Source organism: Streptomyces sp. NPDC040410, assembly GCF_055595715.1.
This window is the reverse complement of the sequence record NZ_JBVIVK010000011.1, coordinates 217,539-241,630: the sequence shown is the minus strand read 5'-3', so window position 1 is coordinate 241,630 and position 24,092 is coordinate 217,539. Positions and strand designations below refer to the sequence as shown.

The 24,092-nt window shown below is 72.5% G+C and carries 24 protein-coding genes and 1 pseudogene; 15 read left to right on the top strand and 10 right to left on the bottom strand.

The features are described from left to right. Positions 1-7 precede the first annotated feature (7 nt). A complete protein-coding gene (locus ACZ562_RS22960; RefSeq protein WP_471182114.1) occupies positions 8-478 on the bottom strand; it encodes a winged helix-turn-helix transcriptional regulator in 471 nt (156 codons plus the stop codon). 117 nt (positions 479-595) lie between these two features. Here ACZ562_RS22960 and ACZ562_RS22955 point away from each other — a divergent pair, with 117 nt between their 5' ends. Next, positions 596-1,765: a thiolase family protein gene (locus ACZ562_RS22955; RefSeq protein WP_471182112.1), complete on the top strand. Its 1,170-nt coding sequence runs from the start codon at positions 596-598 to the stop codon at positions 1,763-1,765. A gap of 4 nt (positions 1,766-1,769) precedes the next feature. Here the strand turns inward: ACZ562_RS22955 and ACZ562_RS22950 are convergent, their stop codons facing one another. Continuing rightward, entirely contained in the window at positions 1,770-2,564 is a 795-nt protein-coding gene (locus tag ACZ562_RS22950) for a TVP38/TMEM64 family protein (RefSeq protein WP_471182110.1), read from the bottom strand. Positions 2,565-2,613: 49 nt separating this feature from the next. Between ACZ562_RS22950 and ACZ562_RS22945 the strand changes: the two genes are divergently transcribed. The 3 genes from ACZ562_RS22945 to ACZ562_RS22935 all read left to right on the top strand — a co-directional run bounded on the left by ACZ562_RS22945 (position 2,614) and on the right by ACZ562_RS22935 (position 5,740). Next, the gene (locus tag ACZ562_RS22945) at positions 2,614-3,354 is read left to right on the top strand and encodes a DNA alkylation repair protein (RefSeq protein ID WP_471182107.1); all 741 of its coding nucleotides are present in this window, start codon (positions 2,614-2,616) and stop codon (positions 3,352-3,354) included. 276 nt (positions 3,355-3,630) lie between these two features. After that, positions 3,631-4,800 (top strand): elongation factor Tu, encoded by a 1,170-nt coding sequence (tuf, locus tag ACZ562_RS22940; protein ID WP_471182105.1) that lies wholly within the window; start codon positions 3,631-3,633, stop codon positions 4,798-4,800. A gap of 94 nt (positions 4,801-4,894) precedes the next feature. Continuing rightward, positions 4,895-5,740, top strand: coding sequence for a spermidine synthase (locus ACZ562_RS22935; protein ID WP_471182102.1), 846 nt, complete (start codon positions 4,895-4,897; stop codon positions 5,738-5,740). A gap of 184 nt (positions 5,741-5,924) precedes the next feature. On the opposite strand, the pseudogene ACZ562_RS22930 reads toward ACZ562_RS22935, so the two are convergent. The 3 genes and pseudogenes from ACZ562_RS22930 to ACZ562_RS22920 all read right to left on the bottom strand — a co-directional run. After that, positions 5,925-6,161 (bottom strand): annotated as a pseudogene (locus tag ACZ562_RS22930) (hypothetical protein); the annotation flags it as partial. Between the two features lie 40 nt (positions 6,162-6,201). Next, entirely contained in the window at positions 6,202-7,200 is a 999-nt protein-coding gene (locus tag ACZ562_RS22925; RefSeq protein WP_471182099.1) for a DUF8017 domain-containing protein, read from the bottom strand. A gap of 66 nt (positions 7,201-7,266) precedes the next feature. Beyond that, entirely contained in the window at positions 7,267-8,223 is a 957-nt protein-coding gene (locus tag ACZ562_RS22920; RefSeq protein ID WP_471182097.1) for a DUF8017 domain-containing protein, read from the bottom strand. Positions 8,224-8,308: 85 nt separating this feature from the next. Here ACZ562_RS22920 and ACZ562_RS22915 point away from each other — a divergent pair, with 85 nt between their 5' ends. Then, positions 8,309-8,746 (top strand): DUF4442 domain-containing protein, encoded by a 438-nt coding sequence (locus tag ACZ562_RS22915; RefSeq protein ID WP_471182251.1) that lies wholly within the window; start codon positions 8,309-8,311, stop codon positions 8,744-8,746. 345 nt (positions 8,747-9,091) lie between these two features. Then, entirely contained in the window at positions 9,092-9,736 is a 645-nt protein-coding gene (locus ACZ562_RS22910; protein WP_471182094.1) for a DedA family protein, read from the top strand. Between the two features lie 110 nt (positions 9,737-9,846). Here the strand turns inward: ACZ562_RS22910 and ACZ562_RS22905 are convergent, their stop codons facing one another. Next, positions 9,847-10,377 (bottom strand): gamma carbonic anhydrase family protein, encoded by a 531-nt coding sequence (locus ACZ562_RS22905; RefSeq protein WP_471182091.1) that lies wholly within the window; start codon positions 10,375-10,377, stop codon positions 9,847-9,849. A 105-nt stretch (positions 10,378-10,482) separates the two neighbouring features. Here ACZ562_RS22905 and ACZ562_RS22900 point away from each other — a divergent pair, with 105 nt between their 5' ends. Next, positions 10,483-11,304: an acyltransferase gene (locus ACZ562_RS22900; protein WP_471182089.1), complete on the top strand. Its 822-nt coding sequence runs from the start codon at positions 10,483-10,485 to the stop codon at positions 11,302-11,304. Between the two features lies 1 nt (position 11,305). On the opposite strand, the gene ACZ562_RS22895 is transcribed toward ACZ562_RS22900, so the two are convergent. Continuing rightward, entirely contained in the window at positions 11,306-12,163 is an 858-nt protein-coding gene (locus tag ACZ562_RS22895; protein WP_471182086.1) for an EamA family transporter, read from the bottom strand. 138 nt (positions 12,164-12,301) lie between these two features. Between ACZ562_RS22895 and ACZ562_RS22890 the strand changes: the two genes are divergently transcribed. Together ACZ562_RS22890 and ACZ562_RS22885 are read left to right on the top strand one after the other, a co-directional pair. Further along, the gene (locus ACZ562_RS22890; protein WP_471182083.1) at positions 12,302-12,874 is read left to right on the top strand and encodes a helix-turn-helix domain-containing protein; all 573 of its coding nucleotides are present in this window, start codon (positions 12,302-12,304) and stop codon (positions 12,872-12,874) included. Positions 12,875-12,917: 43 nt separating this feature from the next. Next, a complete protein-coding gene (locus ACZ562_RS22885) occupies positions 12,918-13,475 on the top strand; it encodes a YbaK/EbsC family protein (protein ID WP_471182080.1) in 558 nt (185 codons plus the stop codon). Positions 13,476-13,525: 50 nt separating this feature from the next. Here the strand turns inward: ACZ562_RS22885 and ACZ562_RS22880 are convergent, their stop codons facing one another. Then, positions 13,526-14,644 carry a cation diffusion facilitator family transporter gene (locus ACZ562_RS22880; protein ID WP_471182077.1) on the bottom strand — a complete coding sequence of 373 codons (1,119 nt, stop codon included), beginning with the start codon at positions 14,642-14,644 and terminating at the stop codon, positions 13,526-13,528. A gap of 17 nt (positions 14,645-14,661) precedes the next feature. On the opposite strand from ACZ562_RS22880, the gene ACZ562_RS22875 reads away from it, so the two are divergent. Then, the gene (locus tag ACZ562_RS22875) at positions 14,662-15,021 is read left to right on the top strand and encodes an ArsR/SmtB family transcription factor (protein ID WP_471182074.1); all 360 of its coding nucleotides are present in this window, start codon (positions 14,662-14,664) and stop codon (positions 15,019-15,021) included. A 222-nt stretch (positions 15,022-15,243) separates the two neighbouring features. On the opposite strand, the gene ACZ562_RS22870 is transcribed toward ACZ562_RS22875, so the two are convergent. After that, positions 15,244-15,651: a CoA-binding protein gene (locus ACZ562_RS22870; RefSeq protein ID WP_471182072.1), complete on the bottom strand. Its 408-nt coding sequence runs from the start codon at positions 15,649-15,651 to the stop codon at positions 15,244-15,246. A 169-nt stretch (positions 15,652-15,820) separates the two neighbouring features. On the opposite strand from ACZ562_RS22870, the gene ACZ562_RS22865 reads away from it, so the two are divergent. Together ACZ562_RS22865 and ACZ562_RS22860 are read left to right on the top strand one after the other, a co-directional pair. Beyond that, positions 15,821-16,561 (top strand): hypothetical protein, encoded by a 741-nt coding sequence (locus ACZ562_RS22865; RefSeq protein ID WP_471182069.1) that lies wholly within the window; start codon positions 15,821-15,823, stop codon positions 16,559-16,561. Next, a complete protein-coding gene (locus ACZ562_RS22860) occupies positions 16,558-17,097 on the top strand; it encodes a SixA phosphatase family protein (protein ID WP_471182066.1) in 540 nt (179 codons plus the stop codon). Before ACZ562_RS22865 ends, ACZ562_RS22860 begins: the two co-directional genes overlap by 4 nt. A 1-nt stretch (position 17,098) precedes the next feature. Here the strand turns inward: ACZ562_RS22860 and ACZ562_RS22855 are convergent, their stop codons facing one another. Beyond that, positions 17,099-19,090 carry an APC family permease gene (locus tag ACZ562_RS22855; RefSeq protein ID WP_471182249.1) on the bottom strand — a complete coding sequence of 664 codons (1,992 nt, stop codon included), beginning with the start codon at positions 19,088-19,090 and terminating at the stop codon, positions 17,099-17,101. A gap of 112 nt (positions 19,091-19,202) precedes the next feature. Here ACZ562_RS22855 and ACZ562_RS22850 point away from each other — a divergent pair, with 112 nt between their 5' ends. The 3 genes from ACZ562_RS22850 (at position 19,203) to ACZ562_RS22840 (ending at position 24,090) form a co-directional block, all read left to right on the top strand. Then, on the top strand, positions 19,203-19,829 hold the full coding sequence (locus ACZ562_RS22850; RefSeq protein ID WP_471182064.1) for a YigZ family protein: 627 nt from the start codon (positions 19,203-19,205) through the stop codon (positions 19,827-19,829). A gap of 107 nt (positions 19,830-19,936) precedes the next feature. After that, complete coding sequence (locus tag ACZ562_RS22845; RefSeq protein ID WP_471182061.1) at positions 19,937-21,100, top strand: exonuclease SbcCD subunit D; 1,164 nt, start codon at positions 19,937-19,939, stop codon at positions 21,098-21,100. After that, on the top strand, positions 21,097-24,090 hold the full coding sequence (locus ACZ562_RS22840) for an AAA family ATPase (RefSeq protein ID WP_471182058.1): 2,994 nt from the start codon (positions 21,097-21,099) through the stop codon (positions 24,088-24,090). The genes ACZ562_RS22845 and ACZ562_RS22840 overlap by 4 nt, the downstream gene beginning before the upstream one ends. Positions 24,091-24,092: the final 2 nt, after the last annotated feature.

The window sequence follows — 24,092 nt, the reverse complement described above, 5'->3', positions numbered from 1 at the left end:
CGCCGTCCTACGCCGCCGCCGGCCCCTTCACCGTCCAGCCCGGGACCTGCGGGTGTGCCGTGAGGTCGTCGTGCTGCACCGCCTTGCCGCAGACGTCGCAGGTGACGACCGGGGCCAGTTCGTTTCCGCAGGAGTGCTCGATCACCATGGGCCGGTCGTCGTCCCGACGGAGATGGCGGTCGCCCCACGCCATCAGGGTCAGCAGCAGCGGCTCCAGTTCGAGACCAGCCTGCGTGGGCCGGTACTCGAAGCGCTGCGGCCGCTCGCTGTAGGCGCGCTTGGTCAGGATGCCGGCGTCGACGAGGCGGCGCAGCCGGGTGGCCAGGATGTCGCGCGGGGCGCCGATATTGCGTACCAGCTGGTCGAAGCGGCCGTTGCCGAGACACACCTCGCGCAGGACGAGCAGGGAGTACTTCTCGCCGACGAGCGCCAGGGCGTCGGCGATGGAACAGGGGCGCGGGTCTTTGGTGGCGGCCATGGGCTCAGTCTAGGGGAGGGTTTGTTTTTCCAACCTATCGAGTTATGGTGAGTTCGGATTTCCTACTCACTAGTAGTCGTGGCACAAGCAGCCCTGGCAATCGTGGAGGCCCGCAGCATGCGTGACGCAGTGATCGTCGAAGCCGTACGCACCCCCGTAGGGAAGGGCAAGCCAGGCGGCTCCCTCGCGCACGTCCATCCCGTCGAACTCCTCGCCCACACCCTGCGCACCCTCGTGGAGCGCTCCGGAGTCGACCCGGCGCTGGTCGACGACGTCATAGGCGGCACGGTCGACCAGGTCGGCGAGCAGGCCATGAACACCACCCGCTACGCCGTCCTGTCGGCCGGATTCCCGGAGACGGTCCCCGCGACCACCGTGGACCGCCAGTGCGGCTCCTCCCAGCAGGCCGTGCACTTCGCGGCGCAGGGCGTCATCTCGGGCGCGTACGACCTCGTCGTCGCCTGTGGCGTCGAGTCCATGAGCCGCGTGCCGATGTGGTCGAACGTGCCGCCCGGCACGGACCCCTTCGGGCCCGGAGTCGCCGAGCGCTACCCGGAGGGCCTCGTCCCCCAGGGCATCAGCGCCGAGCTCATCGCCGCCAAGTGGTCGATCACGCGCGAGCGGATGGATTCCTTCGCGGTCTCCTCGCACCACAAGGCCGCCGCGGCCTGGGAGGCCGGTCTGTTCGGCGCGGAGGTGGCGCCGCTGGACGGCGTCACGCGCGACGAGTGCGTTCGGCCGGACAGCACCACCGAGATCCTCGCCGGCCTCAAGCCCGCCTACTACGACCCGGGCTTCGCCGAGCGCTTCCCGCAGATCGAGTGGAACGTCACCGCGGGCAACGCCAGCCCCGTCAACGACGGCGCGTCCGCCGTGCTGATCACTTCCAGTGAGACCGCTGCCCGTCTCGGCCTGCGCCCGCTGGCCCGGCTGCACAGCTTCGCCGTCACCGGCTCGGACCCGCTGCTCATGCTCACCGGCGTCATCCCGGCGACCGAGAAGGTCCTGCGCCGGGCGTCCCTGACGATCGGCGACATCGACCTCTTCGAGGTCAACGAGGCGTTCTCCAGTGTGGTCCTGGCCTGGCAACAGGAGACCGGCGTTGACCTGGCCAAGGTCAACGTCCACGGCGGCGCGATCGCCCTCGGCCATCCGCTCGGCGCGAGCGGCACCCGCCTGACGGCCACCCTCGTGCACGCCATGCGCGAGCGCGGCGCCCGCTACGCCCTGCAGACCATGTGCGAGGCGGGCGGACTCGCCAACGCGATGATCCTGGAGACGGTGTGACCGCCTACCGGCCGCGCAGGTGGTGGCGCTTGCGCCAGGCCACCACCGCGCCCGCCAGCGCAGGTACGGCGATCCCGGCCATCGCGATCAGGAAGGCCGGCGACGTCGGCGTCGAGGCGCGGGCGCCGGCGACGACGTACGCGGCGGTGTTCGGGATCGACCCGAGGGCCGTCGCGAGAAGGAACGGGACGTAGCCCATGCGGGAGACCGCAGCGCAGTAGTTCGCGGCCCAGAACGGCACCCCGGGGAACAGCCGCGCCGCCAGCATCGAGCGGAAGCCGTGCCGGCTCAGCTGCCCGTCCGCGGCCTTCAGCCACCGGCCGCGCAGCAGCGGGCGCAGCGCGTCCTGGCCGAGGATCCGGCCGAGTCCGAAGGCGACGCCGGCCCCGAGCACCGTGCCCGCCAGGGCAGCGCCCACGCCCAGCTGCGAACCGAAGAGCGCGCCCGCCGCGAGGTTCAGCAGCGGCCGCGGCACGAACGCCACCGTGCACAGGCCGTACGCCACCGCGAACACCACCGCCGCCGCCGCGGCGCCGCCGAGCTGCGGCGGCCAGCCTCCCGCCAGCAGCCGCTGCGGCTCGAAGAGCAGCACGGTCGCGGCGGCCGCCGCGAGCAGCGCGACCAGCAGGGACAGCCGCGACCACGGCGAGAGCAGCGCTCTCGTGCAGCGGGCGGCGAAACCGGTGGGCATGCTGGGCGCGGTGGGCACCGGGACGGGTACGGCGACGGCGAGCTCCGTGGCGGTGGCCCGGGGAGAGGCCGTGGCGGTGCCCCCAGAGCGGGTGGTGGCATCGAGCATTCGGCGACAGTAACCGACGACTATGTGTGATCGCCGTATGGTTCGTCTCATGAGCGTCACAGGCGCGGGCACCCCGGCCGTGCCGGACAGCACTCTCGCCGACACCGTGCTGGAACGGCTGACGGCCGCCTACGCCGCCGCTGCCGATCCCGAACGTGCCGCGGCCATGCGCGCGTACATGAAGGACGTGGCCCCCTTCCTCGGCCTCACCACACCCGTGCGCCGCACCCTGTCCCGTACCGTCCTGAAGGGCACGGGCCGGCCCGACGAGGCCGACTGCACCGCGATCGCCCTGCGTTGCTGGCAGCTGCCCGCGCGCGAATACCACTACTTCGCCGTCGACTACCTGCGCCACCACGCGCGCGTGTGCTCCTCCGCGTTCCTTCCGGTGGCGAGGCACCTTGTCGCCACCGTCTCCTGGTGGGACACCGTGGACGCGCTCGCCGCGCACGTCGTCGGCGCGCTGGTGGCCGCCGATCCCGGACTGACGGCGGACATGGACGTCTGGATCGCGGACGACGACCTCTGGATCGCCCGCACGGCCCTGCTGCACCAGCTGCGCTACGGGCAACGCACCGACTCCGAGCGCCTGTTCGCCTACTGCCTGTTCCAGTCCGGGCACCAGGACTTCTTCATCCGCAAGGCGATCGGCTGGTGCCTGCGCGAGTACGCGAAGACCGACCCGCAGGCCGTACGCGACTTCCTGGCGCGGGAGCGGGGGCGGTTCGCCCCGCTGTCGGTGCGGGAGGCGCTGAAGAACATCGGCCCGCGGGAGCCCGACTCCCGCTGAAAACCATTCGACGTGGGGCAAAACGTCGGCAATGATCGGCGTCATGTTCCGGCACCCCTTCGTCCTCGCAGCATCCGCGGCAGCGGATGCCCCGAAGGCTGCCGTTCCCGTCATCGTGGCCGCTGTCGACGGCGCCCGAAGCTGACCCTTCCCGGATCGTCCGGCGGACCCCGCAGGGGGAGGGTCGGCAAGTCCTCGGGGTCCCCGTCCCGGCCGCGTCCGAACGCGCCGGGGCCATCACTCAGCACCATCACTGAGAGGCTTCGAGGTACAGCCATGCCCAAGACGGCATACGTGCGCACCAAACCGCATCTGAACATCGGAACCATGGGGCATGTCGACCATGGCAAGACCACCCTGACCGCCGCCATCACCAAGGTCCTCGCCGGCCGCGGGGCGTCCGCCTACGTGCCGTTCGACCGCATCGACCGCGCGCCGGAGGAGGCCGCGCGCGGCATCACCATCAACATCGCGCACGTCGAGTACGAGACCGACACCCGCCACTACGCCCACGTGGACATGCCCGGCCACGCCGACTACGTCAAGAACATGGTCACCGGGGCAGCGCAGCTCGACGGGGCGATCCTGGTCGTCTCCGCACTGGACGGGATCATGCCGCAGACGGCCGAACACGTGCTGCTCGCACGGCAGGTGGGCGTCGACCACATCGTGGTCGCGCTCAACAAGGCCGACGCGGGCGACGAAGAGCTCAGCGACCTCGTCGAGTTGGAAGTGCGCGAGCTGCTCACCGCGCACGGCTACGGCGGCGACGCCGTACCCGTCGTACGGGTCTCGGGCCTGAAGGCCCTCGAAGGGGACCCGCGGTGGACCGCCTCGGTCGAGGCGCTGCTCGACGCGGTGGACACGTATGTGCCCATGCCCGAGCGGTACCTCGACGCGCCGTTCCTGCTGCCCGTCGAGAACGTGCTGACCATCACCGGGAGGGGGACCGTCGTCACCGGCGCGGTGGAGAGGGGCACCGTCCGCGTGGGCGACCGGGTCGACGTGCTCGGCGCCGGACTGGAGACGGTCGTCACCGGCCTGGAGACCTTCGGCAAGCCGATGGACGAGGCGCAGGCGGGGGACAACGTGGCGCTGCTGCTGCGGGGGGTGGCACGGGACGCCGTCCGGCGGGGGCATGTCGTGGCCGCACCGGGAAGTGTCACGCCGCGCCGTCGCTTTTCGGCGCGGGTCTATGTCCTGTCCGGACGTGAAGGCGGCCGTACGACGCCGGTTTCGACCGGTTACCGTCCCCAGTTCTACATCCGGACCGCGGATGTGGTCGGTGACATCGACCTCGGTGACGCGGCGGTGGCGCGGCCCGGCGAGACGGTGGCCCTGACCGTGGAGCTGGGGCGTGAGATGCCTCTGGAGCCGGGGTTGGGATTCGCCATCCGTGAGGGTGGCCGGACCGTCGGGGCGGGGACCGTGACCGCCGTCGAGTGAGAGCGGTTCGGCGCGTGGGGACCGCGGGGCCGTCGTGGCCGGCCGCGCGGTTCCCCGCGCCCCTGGGCCTGCCGCACGACCGCACAATGGAGGCGTGACCGAGCCCATACCCGTGACCCGGACCGTCGACCACGGCACCGCCAAGCTCATGCCCGACGTCGACCGGAGTCGGGCCTGGCTGCTGACCGTCGACGGGGCGCCGCAGTCGTACGTCGACCTGGACGAGCCGGCGCATCTGGAGTTCGAGTACGCGCGACGGCTCGGCCACGTCCTGGACACCCTCGCGGAACCGGGAAGCCCGCTGGACGTGCTGCACCTCGGCGGCGGTGCCCTCACACTGCCCCGGTACCTCGCCTCGACCCGTCCCGGCTCCCGGCAGGACGTCGTCGAGGCCGACCGCGGGCTGCTGGGGCTGGTCACCGAGCACCTGCCCCTCCCGGACGGTGCCGGCATCGCGCTGCACGCCGCGGACGCCCGGGAGTGGCTGGAGGCCGCACCCGCGGATTCCGCGGACGTCCTCGTCGCCGACGTCTTCGGCGGCTCACGGGTTCCGGCACACCTGACGTCCCTCGCCTACGCCCGCGAGGCCGGGCGGGTCCTGCGCGACGGGGGCGTCTACCTGGCCAACCTCGCCGACGCCGCGCCCTTCGCCTTCCTGCGCTCCCAACTCGCCACCTTCGCCGACGTGTTCGAGGAACTGGTGCTGATCGCCGAACCGGGAGTCCTGCGGGGCCGCCGCTTCGGCAACGCGGTGCTCGTCGCCGCGCACCACCCCGTCGACACGGCCGCTCTGGCCCGGCTCACCGCCGCCGACGCCTTCCCGGCGCGGGTCGCCCACGGCTCCGCCCTGCGGGACTTCATCGGCGGCGCGCGGCCGGTCCGGGACGTGGACGCCGTACCGTCACCCGAGCCCCCCGACGGGGCGTTCGGCATCGGCTGACCCGTTCTCGGCACCCGGCCCGTCCCGCCGCGCCACGGGCTTCGCCCTGCACCGCGGATCCCGTACGTCCGGAACGCACAGCAACACCGCCACGACGGCGTCGCCGCGGCCCCACAGCGAGTTGGGTCGCCTGACCGGTCGCACAACACCGACCACGGCGACGATTTCACGGTGCCCCCTTGTGCGGCAGCGTGCGGGAGGCGGCCACTCCAGGACCCACGCCAGGACCCACGTCGCCGCCGTCGCCGCCTGCGTCGAGCACGGCGAACGCGGTGGCGATCAGCGCCCACCCGTGACTGCGCCCGGGACCGCCCAGGTTCGTGACGAACGCAGCGGCCGTCAGCAGCGTGGAGTCGCGGCCCGCCCAGGCGGGTCTGCGGGAGCGGCGGGGGAGCCGGCGGCGGAAGTCACCGCCCGACAGTCGCTGGCGGGGCCGCTCCTGCCAACGCTTCGCCGTCTGCTCAGCCCTCGGTCGGATCCCCGTGCAGCCGGACCGTGCTGAGGATCTTCATGATGGTTTCCTTGGGGACCTCGTCCTTCACGCCCTTGGCCCCGTAGAAGTTCCACGACACGAAGTCGCCGGCCGAGTTCTTGAAGCCGAACGTGACCGCCTTGCCGTCGCTCGCGCACTTGCCCTTCTGAGGCGTGTCGGTCGACTCCGCCCAGCCGACGCTGCCCTCGACACCCGACGTGGTCTTGTAGGGAGTGGCCTTCTTGTCGAACGTGACGGTCTTCTTGTCCGGCTGGGTGTAACCGCCGTACACCCACCAGGCAGGGGTGTTGATGGCGATCTCGTCGGTGCTCTTGGCGCCGTTGGCACCCTTCGTGCCGGCCGCCGCCAGCGCCGTGTCCTCGGTCTTGCCGTCCTTGTTCTCGTCGGTCGTGCACCACTTGGACCTGTTGTACGCGGGCGCGGTCATGGTGATGATCGGCTTGGCGTCGTCCGCCTTGCGGTCCTCGAAGCCGATCGAGAGACCCGGGTCCTGGACCTCCCAGTCCGCCGGGACGTCGAAGGCCGTGCCCCACTTGGGGTTGATGACGACCTTCCAGCCCTTGATCGTCGCCTGTTCGGCCTCTCCGCCGCGCGGGTTGTCCTCGGCGGCGGACTTGCTCGGTTCGACGGACGACGCGCTCGCGGACGGCTTCCCGTCCTTGCCGCCGTCCGCCTCCTTCTCCTTGTCACCGCCGAGGACCAGGAATCCCGTCACACCGGCTGCCACGACCACGGCCGCCGCCGCCACGATCGCGACCGTCCTCGTGCTGTTCCCGCCCCCACCCCGCGGCGGCTCCGGCGCGCCGGCCGGCCCCGCGGCGCCCCACTGCGGCTGCTGCCCATAGGGGTTGGCCTGCTGGTAGCCCGGCTGCTGGTACGGATTCGGCTGCTGGTACCCCGGCTGCTGGTACGGGTTGTTCTGCTGCGGGTTCTGCTCGCCCCCGGGCGGCTGCTGTCCTGGCCACATGGGCAGCAACCCTAGTGCCGCCGGGGACACGATTCGGTCACCGGGGTTTGTCAGGTGCGTAGCAAATCAGGGGGCGTCCGGGGGCGTGTAGAGCCGCACGGTCTTCAAGACCCTTCTGACCGTGGCGTCAGGGACTTCCTCGCCGATCCCCTTGGCGCCGACGAACGACCATGACGCGAAGTCGCCCTCCGCGTTTCTGAAGGCGAAGGTCGTCGCCTTGCCGTCCGTGTCGCACTTGCCGTGCTTGACGACACCCGACGACGAGGAGGTGGCGACGCTGCCGGTGAGGCCGGAGCCGGTGGTGAAGGAGGTGACAGGACCGGTCGTCACCTTCTTGTGGTCCGGCTGGGTGTACATGCCGTAGACCCACGTCGCCGAGTCCGAACGCGCTATCTCGTCGGTGTTCTTGGCCCCGTTGTTGCCTCGGCTGCCGGCGGTCGCCAGCGGCACGTGGTCGAGTCGGCCGTCCTTGTCGTCGTCGGCCCCGCACCACTCCTCCTTGAGGACGGCGGGTGCCTTCATGCCGACCAGCGGCTTGTCCTCGGGGTCGTCGTTCTCCGAGACGTACGTGACCCAGCTCGTCGACTGCGGCGCCCAGTCCGCCGGCACGTCGAAGGCGACACCCAGCTCGGGGTTCACCACGGTCTTCCAGCCCGCCACGGTCGGCTTCCGGTCGTCGGCCGCCCGCGGATCGTCCGACGAGGTCGGCGACGCCGAGGAACGGGTCGGACCGGGAGCGGCCCCGTCATCCGTGCCGCCACCCAGCAGCACGGCTCCGGTCACCGCTGTGGCCACCACGACGGCCGCTGCCGCCGAGAGGGCCATGACCTTCGTGCGGCGTGTGCCGTCGGGTGGCTGGGTGAGCGTGGCGCCGGCCGGGACTGTGGGGGCGTTCCACGGGGGAGGCTGTTGCCGGGCGTACGGGTTGGGCTGCTGGTATCCGGGCTGCTGGTACGGGTTTCCGTCCGTTGGACGCTGCTGCGGATTCTGCCCGCCTCCCGGCGGCTGCTCTCCTGGCCACATGGGCCGCAAGGATACGGCGATCACCGGGTGACCCTGGTCAGCGATGTCTACTCGTAGGTAACATATCGCCATGAGCGCAGATCAGATGTCGATCGGCGAGTTGCTCGCCGCCACGGTGCCGATGGTTCGGACGCTGAACCTGGAGTACCTGGAGACCACCCCGGACAAGGCCGTGCTGGCGCTTCCGGACCAGAGCGAGTACCGCAATCACGTGGGCGGGCCGCACGCCGGGGCGATGTTCACGCTCGGCGAGTCGGCGAGCGGGGCGATCGTGCTGGCCGCCTTCGGTGACCAGCTCTCGCGTGCCGTGCCGCTGCCGGTCACGGCCGAGATCGCGTTCAAGAAGATCGCCCTCGGGCCCGTGAAGGCCACCGCGACCCTCGGCCGCCCGGCCGCCGAGGTCGTCGCCGAGCTCGACGCGGGCAAGCGCCCGGAGTTCCCGGTGACCGTCGCGATCCAGCGGGAGGACGGCGCCGTTACCGGCGAGATGACGGTCGTCTGGACGCTGCGGCCCAACGGCTGAGCGGTGCGCGCGGGCCGGTACCCGCGTCGTCCCGCCAGACCGCGAGCCGGCGGTGCTCGGTCGCGTCGCCTGCCGGGCCCGCGCCGAACTCCTTGAGCCGGGCCGCGAACTCGGGTCCCAGGTCCGGTAGTTCGCAGGCCAGTCGCACCAGTCCGCAGGTACTCCGCCTTGTCGCCGGTGCCACAGCGCAGGCCGTCCAGGACGACCCGCGCGACGACCTCACCGTCCGGGGCGCACTTGTCCTGCCATCGGCCGCCCCGCCGGTGACCCGGTAGGCTTCCCGGGGTGCGCCCTCGCAGCGGCGCACGCCCGTAGTACAGGCACGCGAATCGGGAGGAACCGGCGTTGCACGTCCAGGAGTGGCTCGACACGGTGCCCGCGGCCGCCGTCTACGCCGTGGTGGGGCTGGTCATCGGACTGGAGAGTCTGGGCATCCCGCTGCCGGGCGAGATCATCCTGGTCTCGGCGGCGCTGCTGTCCTCCCAGCACGGGGGCATCGACCCCGTGATCCTCGGTGCGTGCGCCAGCTTCGGAGCGATCGTCGGCGACTCCATCGGTTACGCCATCGGCCGTAAGGGCGGGCGGCCGCTGCTGGCCTGGCTCGGCAAGAAGTTCCCCAAGCACTTCAGCGAGGGGCACATCGCCACCGCCGAGCGGTCCTTCGAGAAGTGGGGCATGTGGGCCGTCTTCTTCGGCCGCTTCGTCGCCCTGCTGCGCATCTTCGCCGGGCCGCTCGCGGGCGTGCTGCGGATGCCGTACTGGAAGTTCCTGATCGCCAACGTCCTCGGCGGCATCCTCTGGGCGGGCGGCACGACGGCCGTCATCTACTACGTCGGCGTCGTCGCCGAATCCTGGCTGAAGCGGTTCTCGTGGCTGGGCCTCGTGGCGGCCGTACTCATCGGCCTGACGTCGATGCTGGTCCTCAAGCGCAAGGCCAAGCAGGCGCAGGCGGCTCAGCAGGAAGCAGAACCGGTTCCTGCCGGCGACTAGACCCACCTGCGCGGGGCGCGGGGCTGAGACATCGTGCGGCTCCGCCGCGTGGGCGCGACCGGCCGCGACGGACCCGCGGACGGCCGACGACGCTCACCGCCCGTGCACTTCTACGCCCCGTGCACTTCCCGGTGCGCCGTCGCCAGCTCCGCATACATCGTCCCGTTGAGCGTCACGCCCTGCCGCTCCTCCTCCGTGAGCTGCCGCCTCACCTTCGCAGGCACCCCCGCGACCAGGGACCCCGGCGGCACCCGCATCCCCTGCGGTACGAGGGCCTGCGCGGCGACAAGAGACCCCGCGCCGATCACCGCACCGTTCAGGATGGTCGCTCCCATGCCGATCAGACAGTCGTCCTCGACGGTCGCCCCGTGCACGACGGCGTTGTGGCCGATGGAGACGCGCTCGCCGACGGTGACCGGGAAGCCAGGGTCGGCGTGGAGCGTGCAGTTGTCCTGGACGTTGCTGCTCGCGCCGACGGAGATCCGCTCGACGTCGCCGCGCAGCACCGCCCCGTACCAGACACTCGCACCGGCATGCAGCGTCACATCGCCGATCAGCGCGGACGTGGGTGCCACGAACGCGTCCGGATCCACCTTCGGGTCCTTGCCGCCGATGCCCGTGATCAGCGCCTGCTGCGTCATCTCGCCTCCTGGTCCTCGATACACCGCACCGTACGCCACCCGGTGGGGCGAAGATCACAGGGCTCCCGTCGCATGGGCCCACAGCGTGCTGAGTACGGTGAGCGGGTGCCGAAGCGCAAGAACACGTTCTCATCATGGCGGCGCGGCCTCGCGCAACGCGCCGTCCACGCGGGCTGGGCCTGGATGCAGCGCACCGGCTCCGTCACCGCCGAACACCCCGGAAGCTTCCGCTTCGGCGCACTGGGCGCGGGCACCCGGCTCGCGTTCCCGCTCGGCACCGTCTTCGGTGAACCGTGGATCCACCTGGGAGCCCACTGCATCGTCGGCGAACAGGTCACCCTGACGGCCGGACTGATGCCCGACCTGGACCTGGGCCCGGATCCCATCCTGCGGATCGGCGACGGAGTCGTCCTGGGACGCGGCAGCCACGTCATCGCCGACACGACGGTCACGATCGGCAGCGACTGCTACTTCGGGCCGTACGTCTACGTCACGTCCACCAACCACTCGTACGACGACCCGCACGAGCCCATCGGCAAGCAGTGGCCGCGGATGGAGCCGGTGGAGATCGGGCCGGGGTGCTGGATCGGGACCGGCGCGGTGATCCTGCCGGGGTCGCGGATCGGGCGGAACGTGGTCGTGGCGGCCGGCGCCGTCGTACGCGGGCTGGTGCCCGACCATGCCGTGGTCGCCGGTGCCCCCGCCCGGGTCGTACGGCGCTGGACGTCCGCCGACGGCTGGCAGCCGCCGCTCAGGACCCCGGCTCCGGTGCCGATCCCGGAGGGCGTGACGCCGGACCAGCTGCTGGCGCTGGCGGAGCTGGACGACGAGACGGTGGCCAGGCTCGCCGAGCCGGACGACGAGACGGTGGCCAGGCTCGCCGAGCCGGACGAGGAGGCCGCGGCGAGACTCGCCGAACTGGACTGACTCAGCCCGTCGCCAGGAGCAGCGTGCCCACCAGGGCGAGGCCCGCGCCCGCGGCCTGGACCGAGCGCAGCCGTTCGCGGAGGAAGCCGCGCGCGGCCAGGGCGGTCACCACCGGGTAGAGCGAGGCGAGCACCGCGGCCACCGTGACCGGGCCGTGCTGGGCGGCGACCGAGTAGGTGCCGTTCGCAGCGACGTCGGCGAGCCCGACGAAGGCCAGCGCCGGCAGCGAGCCCCACGGGAAGCCGCCCTCCGGGAGGCCCGCCGTGCCCCGCTTCACGGAGACGTACAGGGCGGCGCCGCCCGCGGCCACATTGGTCACGCGCTGCACGAAGAGCGCGAGGAACAGACCGGTGACCGTCGTCGACGCCTCCGCGATGAGGGCGAACACCGTGCCGAAGCCGAGCGCCGCGACCAGGGTGAGGAGTATGGCCTGGCGCTGCACGGGGGCACCCTTCAGCTGCGGCCCGCCCGCGAGGACGACGCCGGCCACGGCGACCGCGATCCCCGCGGCCTGCGTGAGACCCGGGCGCTCGCCCAGGAAGAGCCCCACGCCTATGGGGACGGCCACGCTCAGGGTGGCGAGGGGGGAGACGACGCCCATCGGGCCGAGCGCGAGTGCCTTGTAGAAGGCGAACAGGGCGATCGGGCCGACCAGCCCGGCGGCGAACGCGAACCACAGGCGCGGTCCGGCCTCGCTCCAGCCGCCGGTGGCCGCCACGACCGCGCCCAGCACAGCCGCCGCGATCCCCTGGGAGACGACGACCACGGTGAGGGCCGGCGTGCGCCGGGTCAGCAGTCCGCCGCCGAAGTCGGCCAGGCCCCACAACAGGCTGGTGGCCAGGGCGAAGAATGCTGTCACGGGGTGCCTCGCAGTACAGTTCGGTGAACGACCGGGTGCACCACACCGTAGTGCAGTGAAATGAACTCTGTCATCCAGAATACTGAACGCGGGTATCCGGGATGAATCCTTGGGGATTTCGGACGGAATGGACGGAATGTGTCGGACCTCGACCTGCTGACCCAGTCCCTCGCGCGCAATGTCAAGCGCTGGCGCACCGAGCGCGGCTTCACTCTGGACGCGCTCGCCGCCCGCGCCGGGGTCAGCCGCGGCATGCTCATCCAGATCGAGCAGGCCCGGACCAACCCGAGCATCGGCACGGTCGTGAAGATCGGCGACGCGCTCGGGATCAGCATCACCACCCTGCTGGACTACGAGCAGGGCCCGAAGGTCCGCGTCGTCCCCGCCGAGCAGGCCGTCCGGCTGTGGCACACCGACGCCGGCAGCTACAACCGGCTCCTCGCGGGCGCCGAGGCGCCCGGCCCGCTGGAGATGTGGGACTGGCACCTGATGCCGGGCGACAGCAGCCCCTCGGACCCGCACCCCACCGGCACGGTCGAACTCGTCCACGTCATGGCGGGGGAGCTGACGCTCACCGTCGACGGGGTGGAGCACCGCGTCCCGGCCGGTGCGAGCGCCACCTTCGAAGCGAACACCCCGCACACGTACGGCAACGAGGGCGACGTACCCGTGGACATGGTGATGGCCGTCTCGGTCCCGCCCGTGCAGTGAGACGCCTCGTGAGCCGTCACCGGCCGGCTGTTAGCGTGCGGTCATGCACGCACCCATCGGACACTTCGACCACGCCACACCCGCCCCCGACTGCCTCGACGAGCTGATCGGCCCGGTCGCCGACGCCGTGCGCCACTGGCGCGGCAGCGTTCCCGCCGACCAGATCCTCCACGTCGACACCGACCCGCGGTGGGCCGACACCGCCGTCTTCGTCGAGCACTACGGCCGTGAGCTGCTCGAGCAGTCGGCGAACTGTGTGGTCGTGGCGGGCAAGCGGGGCGGCGAGTCCACGCTCGCGGCGTGCGTCGTGCCGTCCACCACCCGGGTCGACGTCAATGGTGTCGTCCGACGTCAACTGGGCGCTCGCAAGGCCTCGTTCGCCTCGATGGACACGGCGACGGGCGAGACCGGTATGGAATACGGCGGCATCACCCCGATCGGACTGCCCGGCGGCTGGCCGGTGTTGGTGGACTCGGCCGTGGTCGACCTCCCGTACGTACTGGTGGGCAGCGGACGCCGGCGCGGCAAGCTGCTGGTGCCCGGGAAGGCGTTCGCGGAGCTGCCGGGTGCGGTGGTGTTGGAGGGGCTGGGAGTGGCCTGAGGCCGGCCCGCCGAGGTGCCGGAGGCCGGCCGTCATGCGGCGGCCCGAGGTCAGGGCGTCACATGGTGCGCCAGCGCCAGATGCGGGTCGCTCTCACCGGGCGTCGGTGCCGGATCGGCGTGCACCAGGGCCGCGGTGAGCCGCGGAACGGCGTGCAGCAGGGCGTGCTCGGCCTCGACGGCGATGTCATGCGCCTGACGTATCGTCACCTCGCCGTCGACCACGACGGCGACCTCGGCCCGCAGCCGGTGCCCGATCCAGCGGAGCCGGAGCTCACCCACCTCGAGTACGCCCGCCACCTCCCGCAGGGCGTGCTCGGCGGCGTCCACCAGGGCCGGGTCGACGGCGTCCATCACCCGCCGGAACACCTCGCGCGCCGCGTCCCGCAGTACCAGCACGATCGCGGCGGTGATCGCCAACCCCACTACCGGGTCAGCCAGTTGCCACCCCAATGCCGCTCCGCCCGCTCCCAACAGCACAGCCAGTGACGTGAATCCGTCCGTACGGGCGTGCAGGCCGTCCGCCACCAGCGCGGCCGAGCCGATGGCGCGGCCGACCCGGATCCGGTAGCGCGCCACCCACTCGTTGCCGGCGAAACCGACCAGGGCGGCCACCGCGACCGCCGGAAGGTGGGCGAGCGGGCGGGGGTCGAGGAGCCGGTCGACCGCCGTCCATGCCGCGAAGGCCGCGGACGCGGCGATGGTCAGCACGATCGCGATGCCCGCCAGGTCCTCGGCCCGCCCGTAGCCGTAGGTGAAGCGGCGCGTCGCCGCCCGCCGGCCCAGCACGAAGGCGATTGCGAGGGGCAGCGCGGTCAGCGCGTCCGCGGCGTTGTGCACCGTGTCGCCGAGCAGCGCCACCGAACCGGACAGGACGACCACGACGGCCTGCGCAAGAGCCGTCGCTCCGAGCACCGCCAGCGACACCCACACGGCGCGCATGCCGCGGGCCGAGGTCTCCAGGGCCGGGTCGAGCTTGTCGGCGCACTCGTGGGAATGGGGGGTGAGGAGGTGGGCGAGGCGGTGGCGGAGGGGAGCCGGCGCGTGCGGGTGAGTGTGGGCATGGCCGTCGTCATGGTCGTGTGCGTGGCCACGGTCGGGCGGGTGCTCGTGGTGCTGGTCGCTCACGTCGATCCCCTTCGGGTGGGCGGGTGGACGGCCGGCGTCCATGACGCCATTATGTGCGTATGAGCGCACGCATGCACCTGTCACCTGCACATGATGCGCACCCACGCACCCCGGGCGATGAGCGGTTCGCGCTCGCAGCGGAACTGCTCGCCCTGCTCGGCGACCGCACCCGCCTTGCCCTGCTGTACGCCCTGACCGCCGGCGAGGCCGACGTCACGACGCTCACAAAGGCGTGCGGGGCGGCGCGGCCCGCCGTCAGCCAGCACCTGGCACGTCTGCGACTCGCGGGGCTGGTCACCACGCGCAAGGAGGGACGCCGGGTGATCTATTCAGTCCGCGACGGCCATCTGCGCCGCCTGGTCGACGAGGTGCTGAACGTGGCCGACCACCGGCTCAGCGACCGTCCTGTGCACGACTGACGCGACGGACCGGTGGTCAGGGGCCGGAGTCCTTGCCCGGGTACCGCTCCGCGAACGCGGCCGCAGCGGGCGGGTCAGGCGCCGACGATGACCACCGGAAAGCGTTGTGGAGAAGGGGAGTTGGCGTGGGGGACTGTGAGAGTCACCCGGTCAGTATGTCGATGCGCACCGTGAACGAGGAGCGGGCGCAGGAGTGCTGGGCAGGTTCACTGACGACAGGGCCTAGCGGAGCCGGGGGATTTCGATGGCGGGGCAGAAGTCCATCACCATCTCCACACCCGCCGCCCGGGTGCGGTCGTACGCCTCCTCGTCGATGACCCCCAACTGGAACCAGACTGCCTTGGCGCCCTTCGCGACGGCCTCGTCGGCGACCGGCCCGGCGAGGCGGCTGTTGACGAAGACGTCGACGACGTCCACGTCGAAGGGGATGTCGGCGAGGGAGGCGTAGCCCTGCTCGCCGTGCACCGTCTCGGCCTTGGGATGGACGGGGACGACGCGCTTGCCGAAGCGCTGCAGCACCCCGGCGACGCCGTACGCGGCGCGCCGCTCGTTCGACGACAGGCCCACCACGGCCCAGGTGTCGCCGAGTCCGGTGAGGATCTTGCGGATCGTTGCCTCGTCGCCGTACACCGTGGGTCTCCTCGGGCCTCGGGGAAGTTGTCGTGGGGGACAACGGCGGACGGCGGGCGGAGATTCCCCTGGGCCGATCCCGTCCGAGCCCACCGCTCCATCCCGCCACCACGTCCGGAATTCGCCGGACCTGCCCGCACCGGGGCCTCCGCCCGCCTACGCTCACCCCGTGCTGCGTATCATCGACGCCCGAACCGGCGAGCCCGTCGAAGCCGCCCCCGCCCGCCGGGGCCTGACCCGTGTCGAGGTCCACGCACCGGGCTTCGACACCAGCGCGCTGCGCGTGCTGCTGGTCGCCGACCTCCTCGTCCGCGCCCTGGAACTCGGCGGCACACCGGTCCGGGCGCTGCTGACCGGCGAGCGGGACCAGGCGGAACTGCGGGCGGGGGCCGCGGCCCTCGGCATCCGGCCCTTCGAGGACAGCCGGGAGACCGGCGCCGGTCTGGGCGAGGCCCAGGTCATCCACGTGGTGGGGGAGGGTACGGCGGCACCCGAGGGCGTGCGGGTGGCCGTGGCGCCCGTCCGCACGGAGACGTCCGACGCCTCAGCGGCGCCCGGCATGTCCGCGGGCACCGACCCCGCCGTGCTGCGTCTGGCCATGCTCTCCCGGCACCGCGGCGCGCCCCTGCGGCTCGACGCGGCAGCCCTGGGCGAGGCCCGCGAAACCCTCGTACGCTGGCGTCACGCGGTCGCCGCCTGGGCGCGCCGGCCGTCGCGGCCCGTCCCCGACGAGGTGCGCGGGCAGCTCCGTTCGGCCTGGGAGGACGATCTGAACGTGTCCGAGGTACTGGGCGTGCTGAGACGGGTGGAGACGTCGGACCTGCCGGAGGGCGCCCGCTTCGAGACCTACGCGTACGCGGACCGGCTCCTCGGCCTCGACCTCACCCGCGACCTGGGAGCGCCGGCATGATCGCGCGCTCCGGAGCGGGCCCGCTGCGCCGCCTGGTCGTGCTGCGGCACGCCAAGTCGGCCTGGCCCGAGGGCGTCGCCGACCACGAGCGCCCGCTCGCCCCGCGCGGGCGCCGGGACGCCCCGGCCGCGGGCCGTGCGCTCGCCGAGGCCGACTGCCTGCCGGACCTCGCGCTGTGCTCCACCGCCGTACGCGCCCGTGAGACCTGGGACCTGGCCTCCGCCCAGTGGGGCACCCCGCCGCCCGTGCGGCTCGACCCGCGCCTGTACGCCGCCGACGTGTCCGACCTGATGGACGTCGTGCACGACGTGTCCGCCGACGTCGAGACGCTGCTGCTGGTCGGGCACAACCCGGGCCTCGAGGAACTCGTCCTGGAACTGGCCGGGGACAGCCTCGACGACGCGCTGGACGAGGTCCGCGTGAAGTTCCCGACCGCGGCCATCGCCGTCCTGGCCTGGCGCGGCCCGTCCTGGCACGCCCTCGCCCCCGGAACGGCACTGCTGACGAGCATGACCGTGCCGCGGGGCAAGAAATGATCTAACCGACGTGGATTCGCGGCCGTCGCTCCGGATCGGGCTCCGCGCGACGCACTACCTCGCGGGTCACGGGCGCGGTCTCGCCCTCGCCGAAGACCAGGAAGCGGATGAGGTGGCTGACGGGGTTGCCCTCCGTCCAGTCGAAGTAGGCGTGCGGGACCCGGCCCGTGCGATCGCGCAGGGCCAGCAGGACCGCGGCGATCGTGTTGGGGACCGTCGGGCCCGCCACCCGCAGCCGGCGCACCCCGTGCTTCGCGTCGCCGTACACCACGAGGTCCGTCGTGAAGTCCGAGGAGTCCTGCACGAAGACCTCCAGGAACAGCACGGGACCGCCTTCCGGGATGTGGGTGCGCCCGCGCTGGCTGTACTCCTTGGCGCGGTACTCCCGCCTGGTGTGCTCCCGGGGTTCGTTCGCGATCAGCCGCAGCGGGCCGCTGCGCGCGGCCTTGTCGACGAGCGGGGCCGCCGTCTCGTCGAACGCGACCTCCGTGGCGCGCAGTTCGAAGGCACGGTGCGCCCGCGAACCGAACGACGTGACCAGGATCGCCACGATGAAGATCGTCGCGATCTTGATGCCCTCCGGCCGCTCGATGACGTTCGCGACCAGGGTGTACGCGAAGACGGCGGTGATCGCCCCGAAGCCGAGCGTGGCGCTCCGGTGGCCGTGCCGGTGCACGGCGACCGTGGAGGCGAAGGACGCGGAGAGCATGAGTACCAGCACACCGGTCGCGTAGGCGCCGCTCTGCGCGTCGACGTTCGCGTTGAACCAGAGTGTGATGAAGACGGCGGCCGCCATGAAGACGAGGACCAGGGGCCGCACCGCCCGGGTCCACTCGGGGGCCATGCCGTAGCGCGGCAGGTAGCGCGGCACGAGGTTGAGCAGGCCGGCGAGCGCGGAGGCGCCCGCGAACCACAGGATAGCGATCGTCGAGACGTCGTAGACCGTGCCGAAGGCCTCACCCAGATGGGCGTGCGCCAGATACGCGAGTGCGCGGCCGTTGGCGGGGCCGCCGCTCTTGAAGTCGTCCTGGGGGATCAGGATCGTCGTCGCCAGGCTGGACAGCAGCAGGAAGCAGCTCATGATCACGGCGGCCGTGGTGAGCAGCCTGCGGGTGTCGCGGATCCGGCCCCGCGGGTTCTCGTACGTGTCGGTCGGACCACCCTTGACCTGCGGCATCACCGCCACACCCGTCTCGAAGCCGGACATGCCGAGCGCGAGCTTCGGGAAGACGATCAGCGCCACCCCGATCATCGCCAGCGGTGAGGAGTGCTCGGCCGTCAGCGCGTCGGTCCAGTCCTCGATCCGCACGGGGTGACTCAGCACCTCCCAGGCGGAGACGGCGAGCACGACGACGTTGAGGGTGAGGTACGACGCGACCAGTGCGACCGCGATGCCGATGGCCTCCCCGAAGCCCTTGAGGAACACCGCGCCGAGTGCCCCGATCAGGAGCAGGGTGATCCATTCGTTCCCGCCGTCCGTCCAGTGCGGGGCGAACGGGTTCTCGACGACGTGCGCGGCGGCGTCAGCGGACGACAGGGTGATCGTGATCATGAAGTCGGTGGCCGCGAAGCCCAGCAGCACGAGCACGAAGATCTTCCCGGACCACCACGGGAGCAGCCGCTCCAGCATGGCGATGGAGCCCTCGCCGCGCGGACTCTCGTGCGCCACCCGGCGGTAGACCGGCAGCGCGCCGAGCAGGGTCAGCGCGATCAGCACCAGGGTCGCGAGCGGTGACAGAAGACCGGCCGCGAGGGCGGCGATGCCCGGCTGGTAGCCGAGGGTCGAGAAGTAGTCCACGCCGGTGAGGCACATGACCCGCCACCACTTGTGGCCCTCGTGTCCCTCGTCCGGGGTGGCGTGCGGTCCTGGATGGCGGGCAGTCCGCTCGCTCAGGCCCTCCAGCAGCCAGGCCCGCAAGCGGGAGGCGGCGGTGGAGGGCGTGGGACCGCCGGGCTCGGCGGTGTCCGTGCGCTGCGCCCCGGTGCCGGTCATGCGGTGCTCTCCCTGGGGGTGGTCGGACCTGCGGACGACGAGCGGGTGTCCGAACATCGTCGCCCCCACCTCCCGCGGCGGCGGCCGCTGACACTCCGCATAGGCTGGCCGGATGCAGGACGAGTACCGCACAGTCGCCCGCGCGGGTGTGCACGAGACCGAGGTCAACCGCTCCCGCTTCCTGTGCGCGATCGCCCCGGCGGCCACCGAGCAGGAGGCCCAGGAGTTCGTCGCCGCGGTCCGCAAGGAGCATGCGGACGCCACCCACAACTGCTTCGCCTACGTCGTCGGCGCCGACGCCGCGATCCAGAAGGCGAGCGACGACGGCGAACCCGGCGGTACCGCGGGCGTCCCGATGCTCCAGATGCTGCTGCGCCGCGAGATGCGGTACGTCGTCGCCGTCGTCACCCGCTACTACGGCGGGGTCAAGCTCGGCGCGGGCGGACTCATCCGGGCGTACGGCGGCGCGGTCGGCGAGGCACTGGACACCCTCGGAACGATCACCCGCCGCCGCTTCCGCCTGGCCACGGTGACGGTCGACCATCAACGGGCCGGCAAGGTCCAGAACGACCTGCGGGCCACCGGGCGCGAGGTGCGGGACGTGCACTACACCGAGGCGGTCACCATCGAGATCGGGCTGCCGGACGCCGACGTGGACGCCTTCCGCGCGTGGCTCGCCGACGCGACCGCCGGGACGGCCGGGTTCGAACTGGGCGGGGAAGCGTACGGAGACGCATAACACTTCGGGCAAGTGGTGCATAACGCCCCTTCAATGGCGCGCTCATGACGGGTCGATACGGGAGTAACCGCCCGTGGTGTCAGACCCGGCCGTTAGTCTCGGGGATCATGAGACTGCTGCACACCTCCGACTGGCACCTCGGCCGGCCGTTCCACCGGGTCAACATGCTCGGGGCCCAAGCCGAGTTCATCGGTCACCTCGTCACGACCGTGCGCGAGCACGCAGTGGACGCGGTGGTCGTGTCGGGGGACGTGTACGACCGGGCGGTCCCGCCGCTCGCCGCGGTCGAGCTGTTCGACGACGCCCTGAACCGCCTCGCCGGCCTCGGTGTGCCGACGGTGATGATCTCCGGCAATCACGACTCGGCGCGTCGCCTCGGAGTCGGCTCCGGGCTCATCGACCGCGCCGGCATCCATCTGCGGACCGAGCCGTCGGCGTGCGGCACACCGGTCGTACTCGCCGACGCCCACGGCGACGTCGCCTTCTACGGACTGCCGTATCTCGAACCGGCCGTGGTGCAGGACGAGTTCGGCGTGGCGAAGCCGGGACACGAAGCCGTTCTCGCCGCCGCCATGGACCGGGTCCGGGCCGACCTCGCGACACGTGCCCGCGGTACCCGCTCCGTCGTCCTCGCACATGCCTTCGTCACCGGCGGCCAGACCAGCGACAGCGAGCGGGACATCACCGTCGGCGGGGTCGCCGCCGTGCCCGCGGGGGTCTTCGACGGCGTGGACTACACGGCACTCGGGCACTTGCACGGCTGCCAGACCATCACCGAGCGCGTGCGCTACTCCGGCTCCCCGTTGCCGTACTCCTTCTCGGAGGCCGGCCACCGCAAGAGCATGTGGCTCGTCGACCTGGGCGCCGACGGCTCGCTCACCGCCGAACGCGTCGAATGCCCGGTGCCGCGCGCGCTGGCCCGGATCCGGGGGACGCTGGACGAGCTGCTGGCGAAAACGGAGCTCGAGCGCCACACGCAGGCGTGGGTCGAGGCCACGCTCACCGACCCGGTCCGCCCGGCCGACCCCATGGCCCGCCTCACCGAACGCTTCCCGCACACCCTCAGCATCGTCTTCGACCCCGAGCGTGTCCCGGACGACCCGGACGTGTCCTACGCCAGACGGCTCGCCGGCCGCAGCGACCAGCAGATCGCGGACGACTTCGTGACCCATGTGCGCGGCGCCGGACCCGACGAGCACGAACAGGCCGTGCTGCGGGACGCGTTCGACGCGGTGCGCGCGGACGAGACCCTGCGCGAGGTGGTGCGATGAGGCTGCACCGGCTCGACGTCACCGCGTTCGGACCCTTCGGCGGATCCCAGACGGTCGACTTCGACGAACTGTCGGCCGCCGGGCTCTTCCTGCTGCACGGGCAGACAGGCGCCGGCAAGACCTCCGTCCTGGACGCCGTCTGCTACGCGCTCTACGGCTCCGTGCCGGGCGCCCGGCAGAGCGGCCAGGGACTCTCCCTGCGCAGCGACCACGCCGCGGCCGGCGTCCGCACCGAAGTCCGCCTCGAACTCACCGTCGCAGGGCGCCGGTTGGAGGTCACCCGGCAACCGCCCTGGGAGCGCCAGAAGAAGCGGGGTGCCGGCACCACCCTCGACAAGGCGCAGACAGGACTGCGCGAGTACGACGCCACGGCCGCCGCCTGGAAGGACCTCAGCCGCTCCCATCAGGAGATCGGTGAGGAGATCACCCAGCTCCTCGGCATGAGCCGCGAACAGTTCTGCCAGGTCGTGCTGCTGCCCCAGGGCGACTTCGCACGCTTCCTGCGCGCCGACGCCGAGGCGCGCGGCAAGCTGCTGGGCCGCCTCTTCGACACCCGCCGCTTCGCCGAGGCCGAGAAGCGTCTCGCCGACCGGCGGCGCGCGACCGAGGCCCAGGTGCGCGACCGTGACGCCGCGCTGCTGGCCGACGCGCACCGGATGCAGCAGGCCGCGGGCGACGCCATGGAGCTGCCGCAGCTGGCACCCGGCGAACCGGGACTGGCCGAGGCCGTTCTGGGCGCCGCCGCCGTCGCCCGCAGCACAGCCCGAGAACAGCTGACCGTCGCCCACTGCCGCCTCACGGCCGCCGAGTCCGCCCAGGCCGCCGCCGAGCGCGCGCTGGCCGGCGTACGCGAAGTGGCCCGGCTGCAGCGGCGGTTCGCCGAGGCGTGGGAGCGTGCCTTGCGGCTCGAGGAGGGCGCCGTCGCCCACCGTCAGGCGCAGGCGCGCATGGAGCGGGCCCGCAAGGCCGAGGCCGTCGCCCCCGCCCTGGAGCTTCGGGAGGCCGCCGACGCCGAACACCGGCGGGCGGCCTCGGCCGAGGCACGGGCGCGTGACCTGCTGCCTCAGGCCCTCGCGGAAGCCGGAGCGGGCGGGCTCGCCGCCGCCGCCCGCCGGGCCGCCGAGGAACTGGGCGGCCTGGAGTCCGCCCGCCGCGCCGAGCAGCGGCTCGCCGGACTCGTCGCGGAGCGCGCCGGTCTGGACCGGCAGGAGCGTGCCGACGAGGAGGTGCTCCAGGAGGCCGAGAGCTGGCTCGCCGGGTGGGAGGCCACCCGAGCCGGCCTCCAGGCCCGGATCGAGTCGGCCCGGGAAGCCGCCACCCGGGCGGAACAGCTCGCCGCGCAGCGCGAGCCCGCCCGGCGCAGGCTCAGCGCGGCCCGGCAGCGGGACCAGTTCGCCGTCGACACGGACGACGCTCAGCAGCAGGTCCTTGCCTCGGCGGAGCGAGCGGTGGAGGCCCGCGCGCGCTGGCTCGACCTGAAGGAACAGCGTCTGAACGGCATCGCCGCCGAGCTCGCCGCGAACCTCGCCGACGGCGAGCCGTGCGCCGTCTGCGGGGCCACCGAGCACCCCGCTCCCGCCCGGAAGGTCGCCGGGCACGTCGACCGCGAGGCGGAGGAGCGCGCGCTCGCCGCCTACCAGCGTGCCGAGGAGCGGCGCGCCGAAGACGAACGGCGCCTCGGCGTCGTACGGGAGGGGCTGGCCGCCGCCACCGCCGAGGCCGGCGACACGCCTACCGCCCAACTGGCTCAAGAAGTCCAGGATGTGGAGCGGCTGGTCGCGCGAGCGCGCGGCGACGCCTCCGGGCTGCACGCCGCGAACGAGGAACTGCGCCGGGCCGAGCAGGAGCACGAGCGGCGCACGGCCGTACGTCAGGAGGCGGCGGTCAGAGCCGCCTCACGGGTGGGGCACCGTGACCGGCTCGACCATGAAAGGGCCTCCCTGGAAGCGGAGTTGACCCAGGCCCGGGGCGCGCTGGACAGCGTGGCAGCGCGGGCAACCCAGCTGGAGCGGCAGGTCGCCCTGCTCACCGACGCCGCCGACACCGCGCGCGTGGCCGAGGACACCGCCCAGCGCCTCAAGGACGCCGACGCCCGCCTCGCCGACGCCGCCTTCCGTGCCGGCTTCGACACACCGCAGGCAGCCGCCGAGGCCCTCCTGGACGACGCTGCCCACCGCGAGCTCCAACGGCGCCTCGACGCCTGGCAGTCGGAGGAGGCCGCCGTACGCACGGTCCTCGCCGAGGCCGACACCGCAGCCGCCGCCCGGCAGCCGCCCGCCGACCTCGACTCGGCGGAGCGGTCCGCGGCCGCCGCGGCCCAGCGGCTGCGCGAAGCCGCCTCCGCCCGCGACGCGGCCGCCCGCCGCTGCACCGAACTCGACCGGCTCTCCGCCCGTTCCACCGCCGGCGTACGGCGGCTGGCACCGCTGCGGGTGGAGTACGACCGGGTGGCCCGCCTGGCCGCCCTCGCCGCCGGCACCTCGGCGGACAACGAACGCAGGATGCGCCTGGAGTCGTATGTGCTGGCGGCCCGCCTGGAGCAGGTGGCCGCCGCGGCGACCGCACGGCTGCAGCGCATGTCGTCCGGCCGCTACACCCTCGTCCACTCGGACGACCGGACCGGCCGCGGCCGCAGCGGTCTCGGGCTGCACGTCGTCGACGCCTGGACCGGCCGCGAGCGCGACACGGCGACGCTGTCCGGCGGCGAGACCTTCTTCGCCTCCCTGGCGCTCGCCCTCGGCCTCGCGGACGTCGTCACGGACGAGGCGGGCGGGGTCCGGCTGGACACCCTCTTCATCGACGAGGGCTTCGGCAGCCTCGACGACCAGACGCTGGACGAGGTCCTCGACGTGCTCGACTCACTGCGTGAACGCGACCGCAGCGTCGGCATCGTCAGCCACGTCGCCGATCTGCGGCGGCGCATCCACGCGCAGCTGGAGGTCGTCAAGGGCAGGTCGGGGTCGGTGCTGCGGCAGCGGGGCGCCTGCTGAGT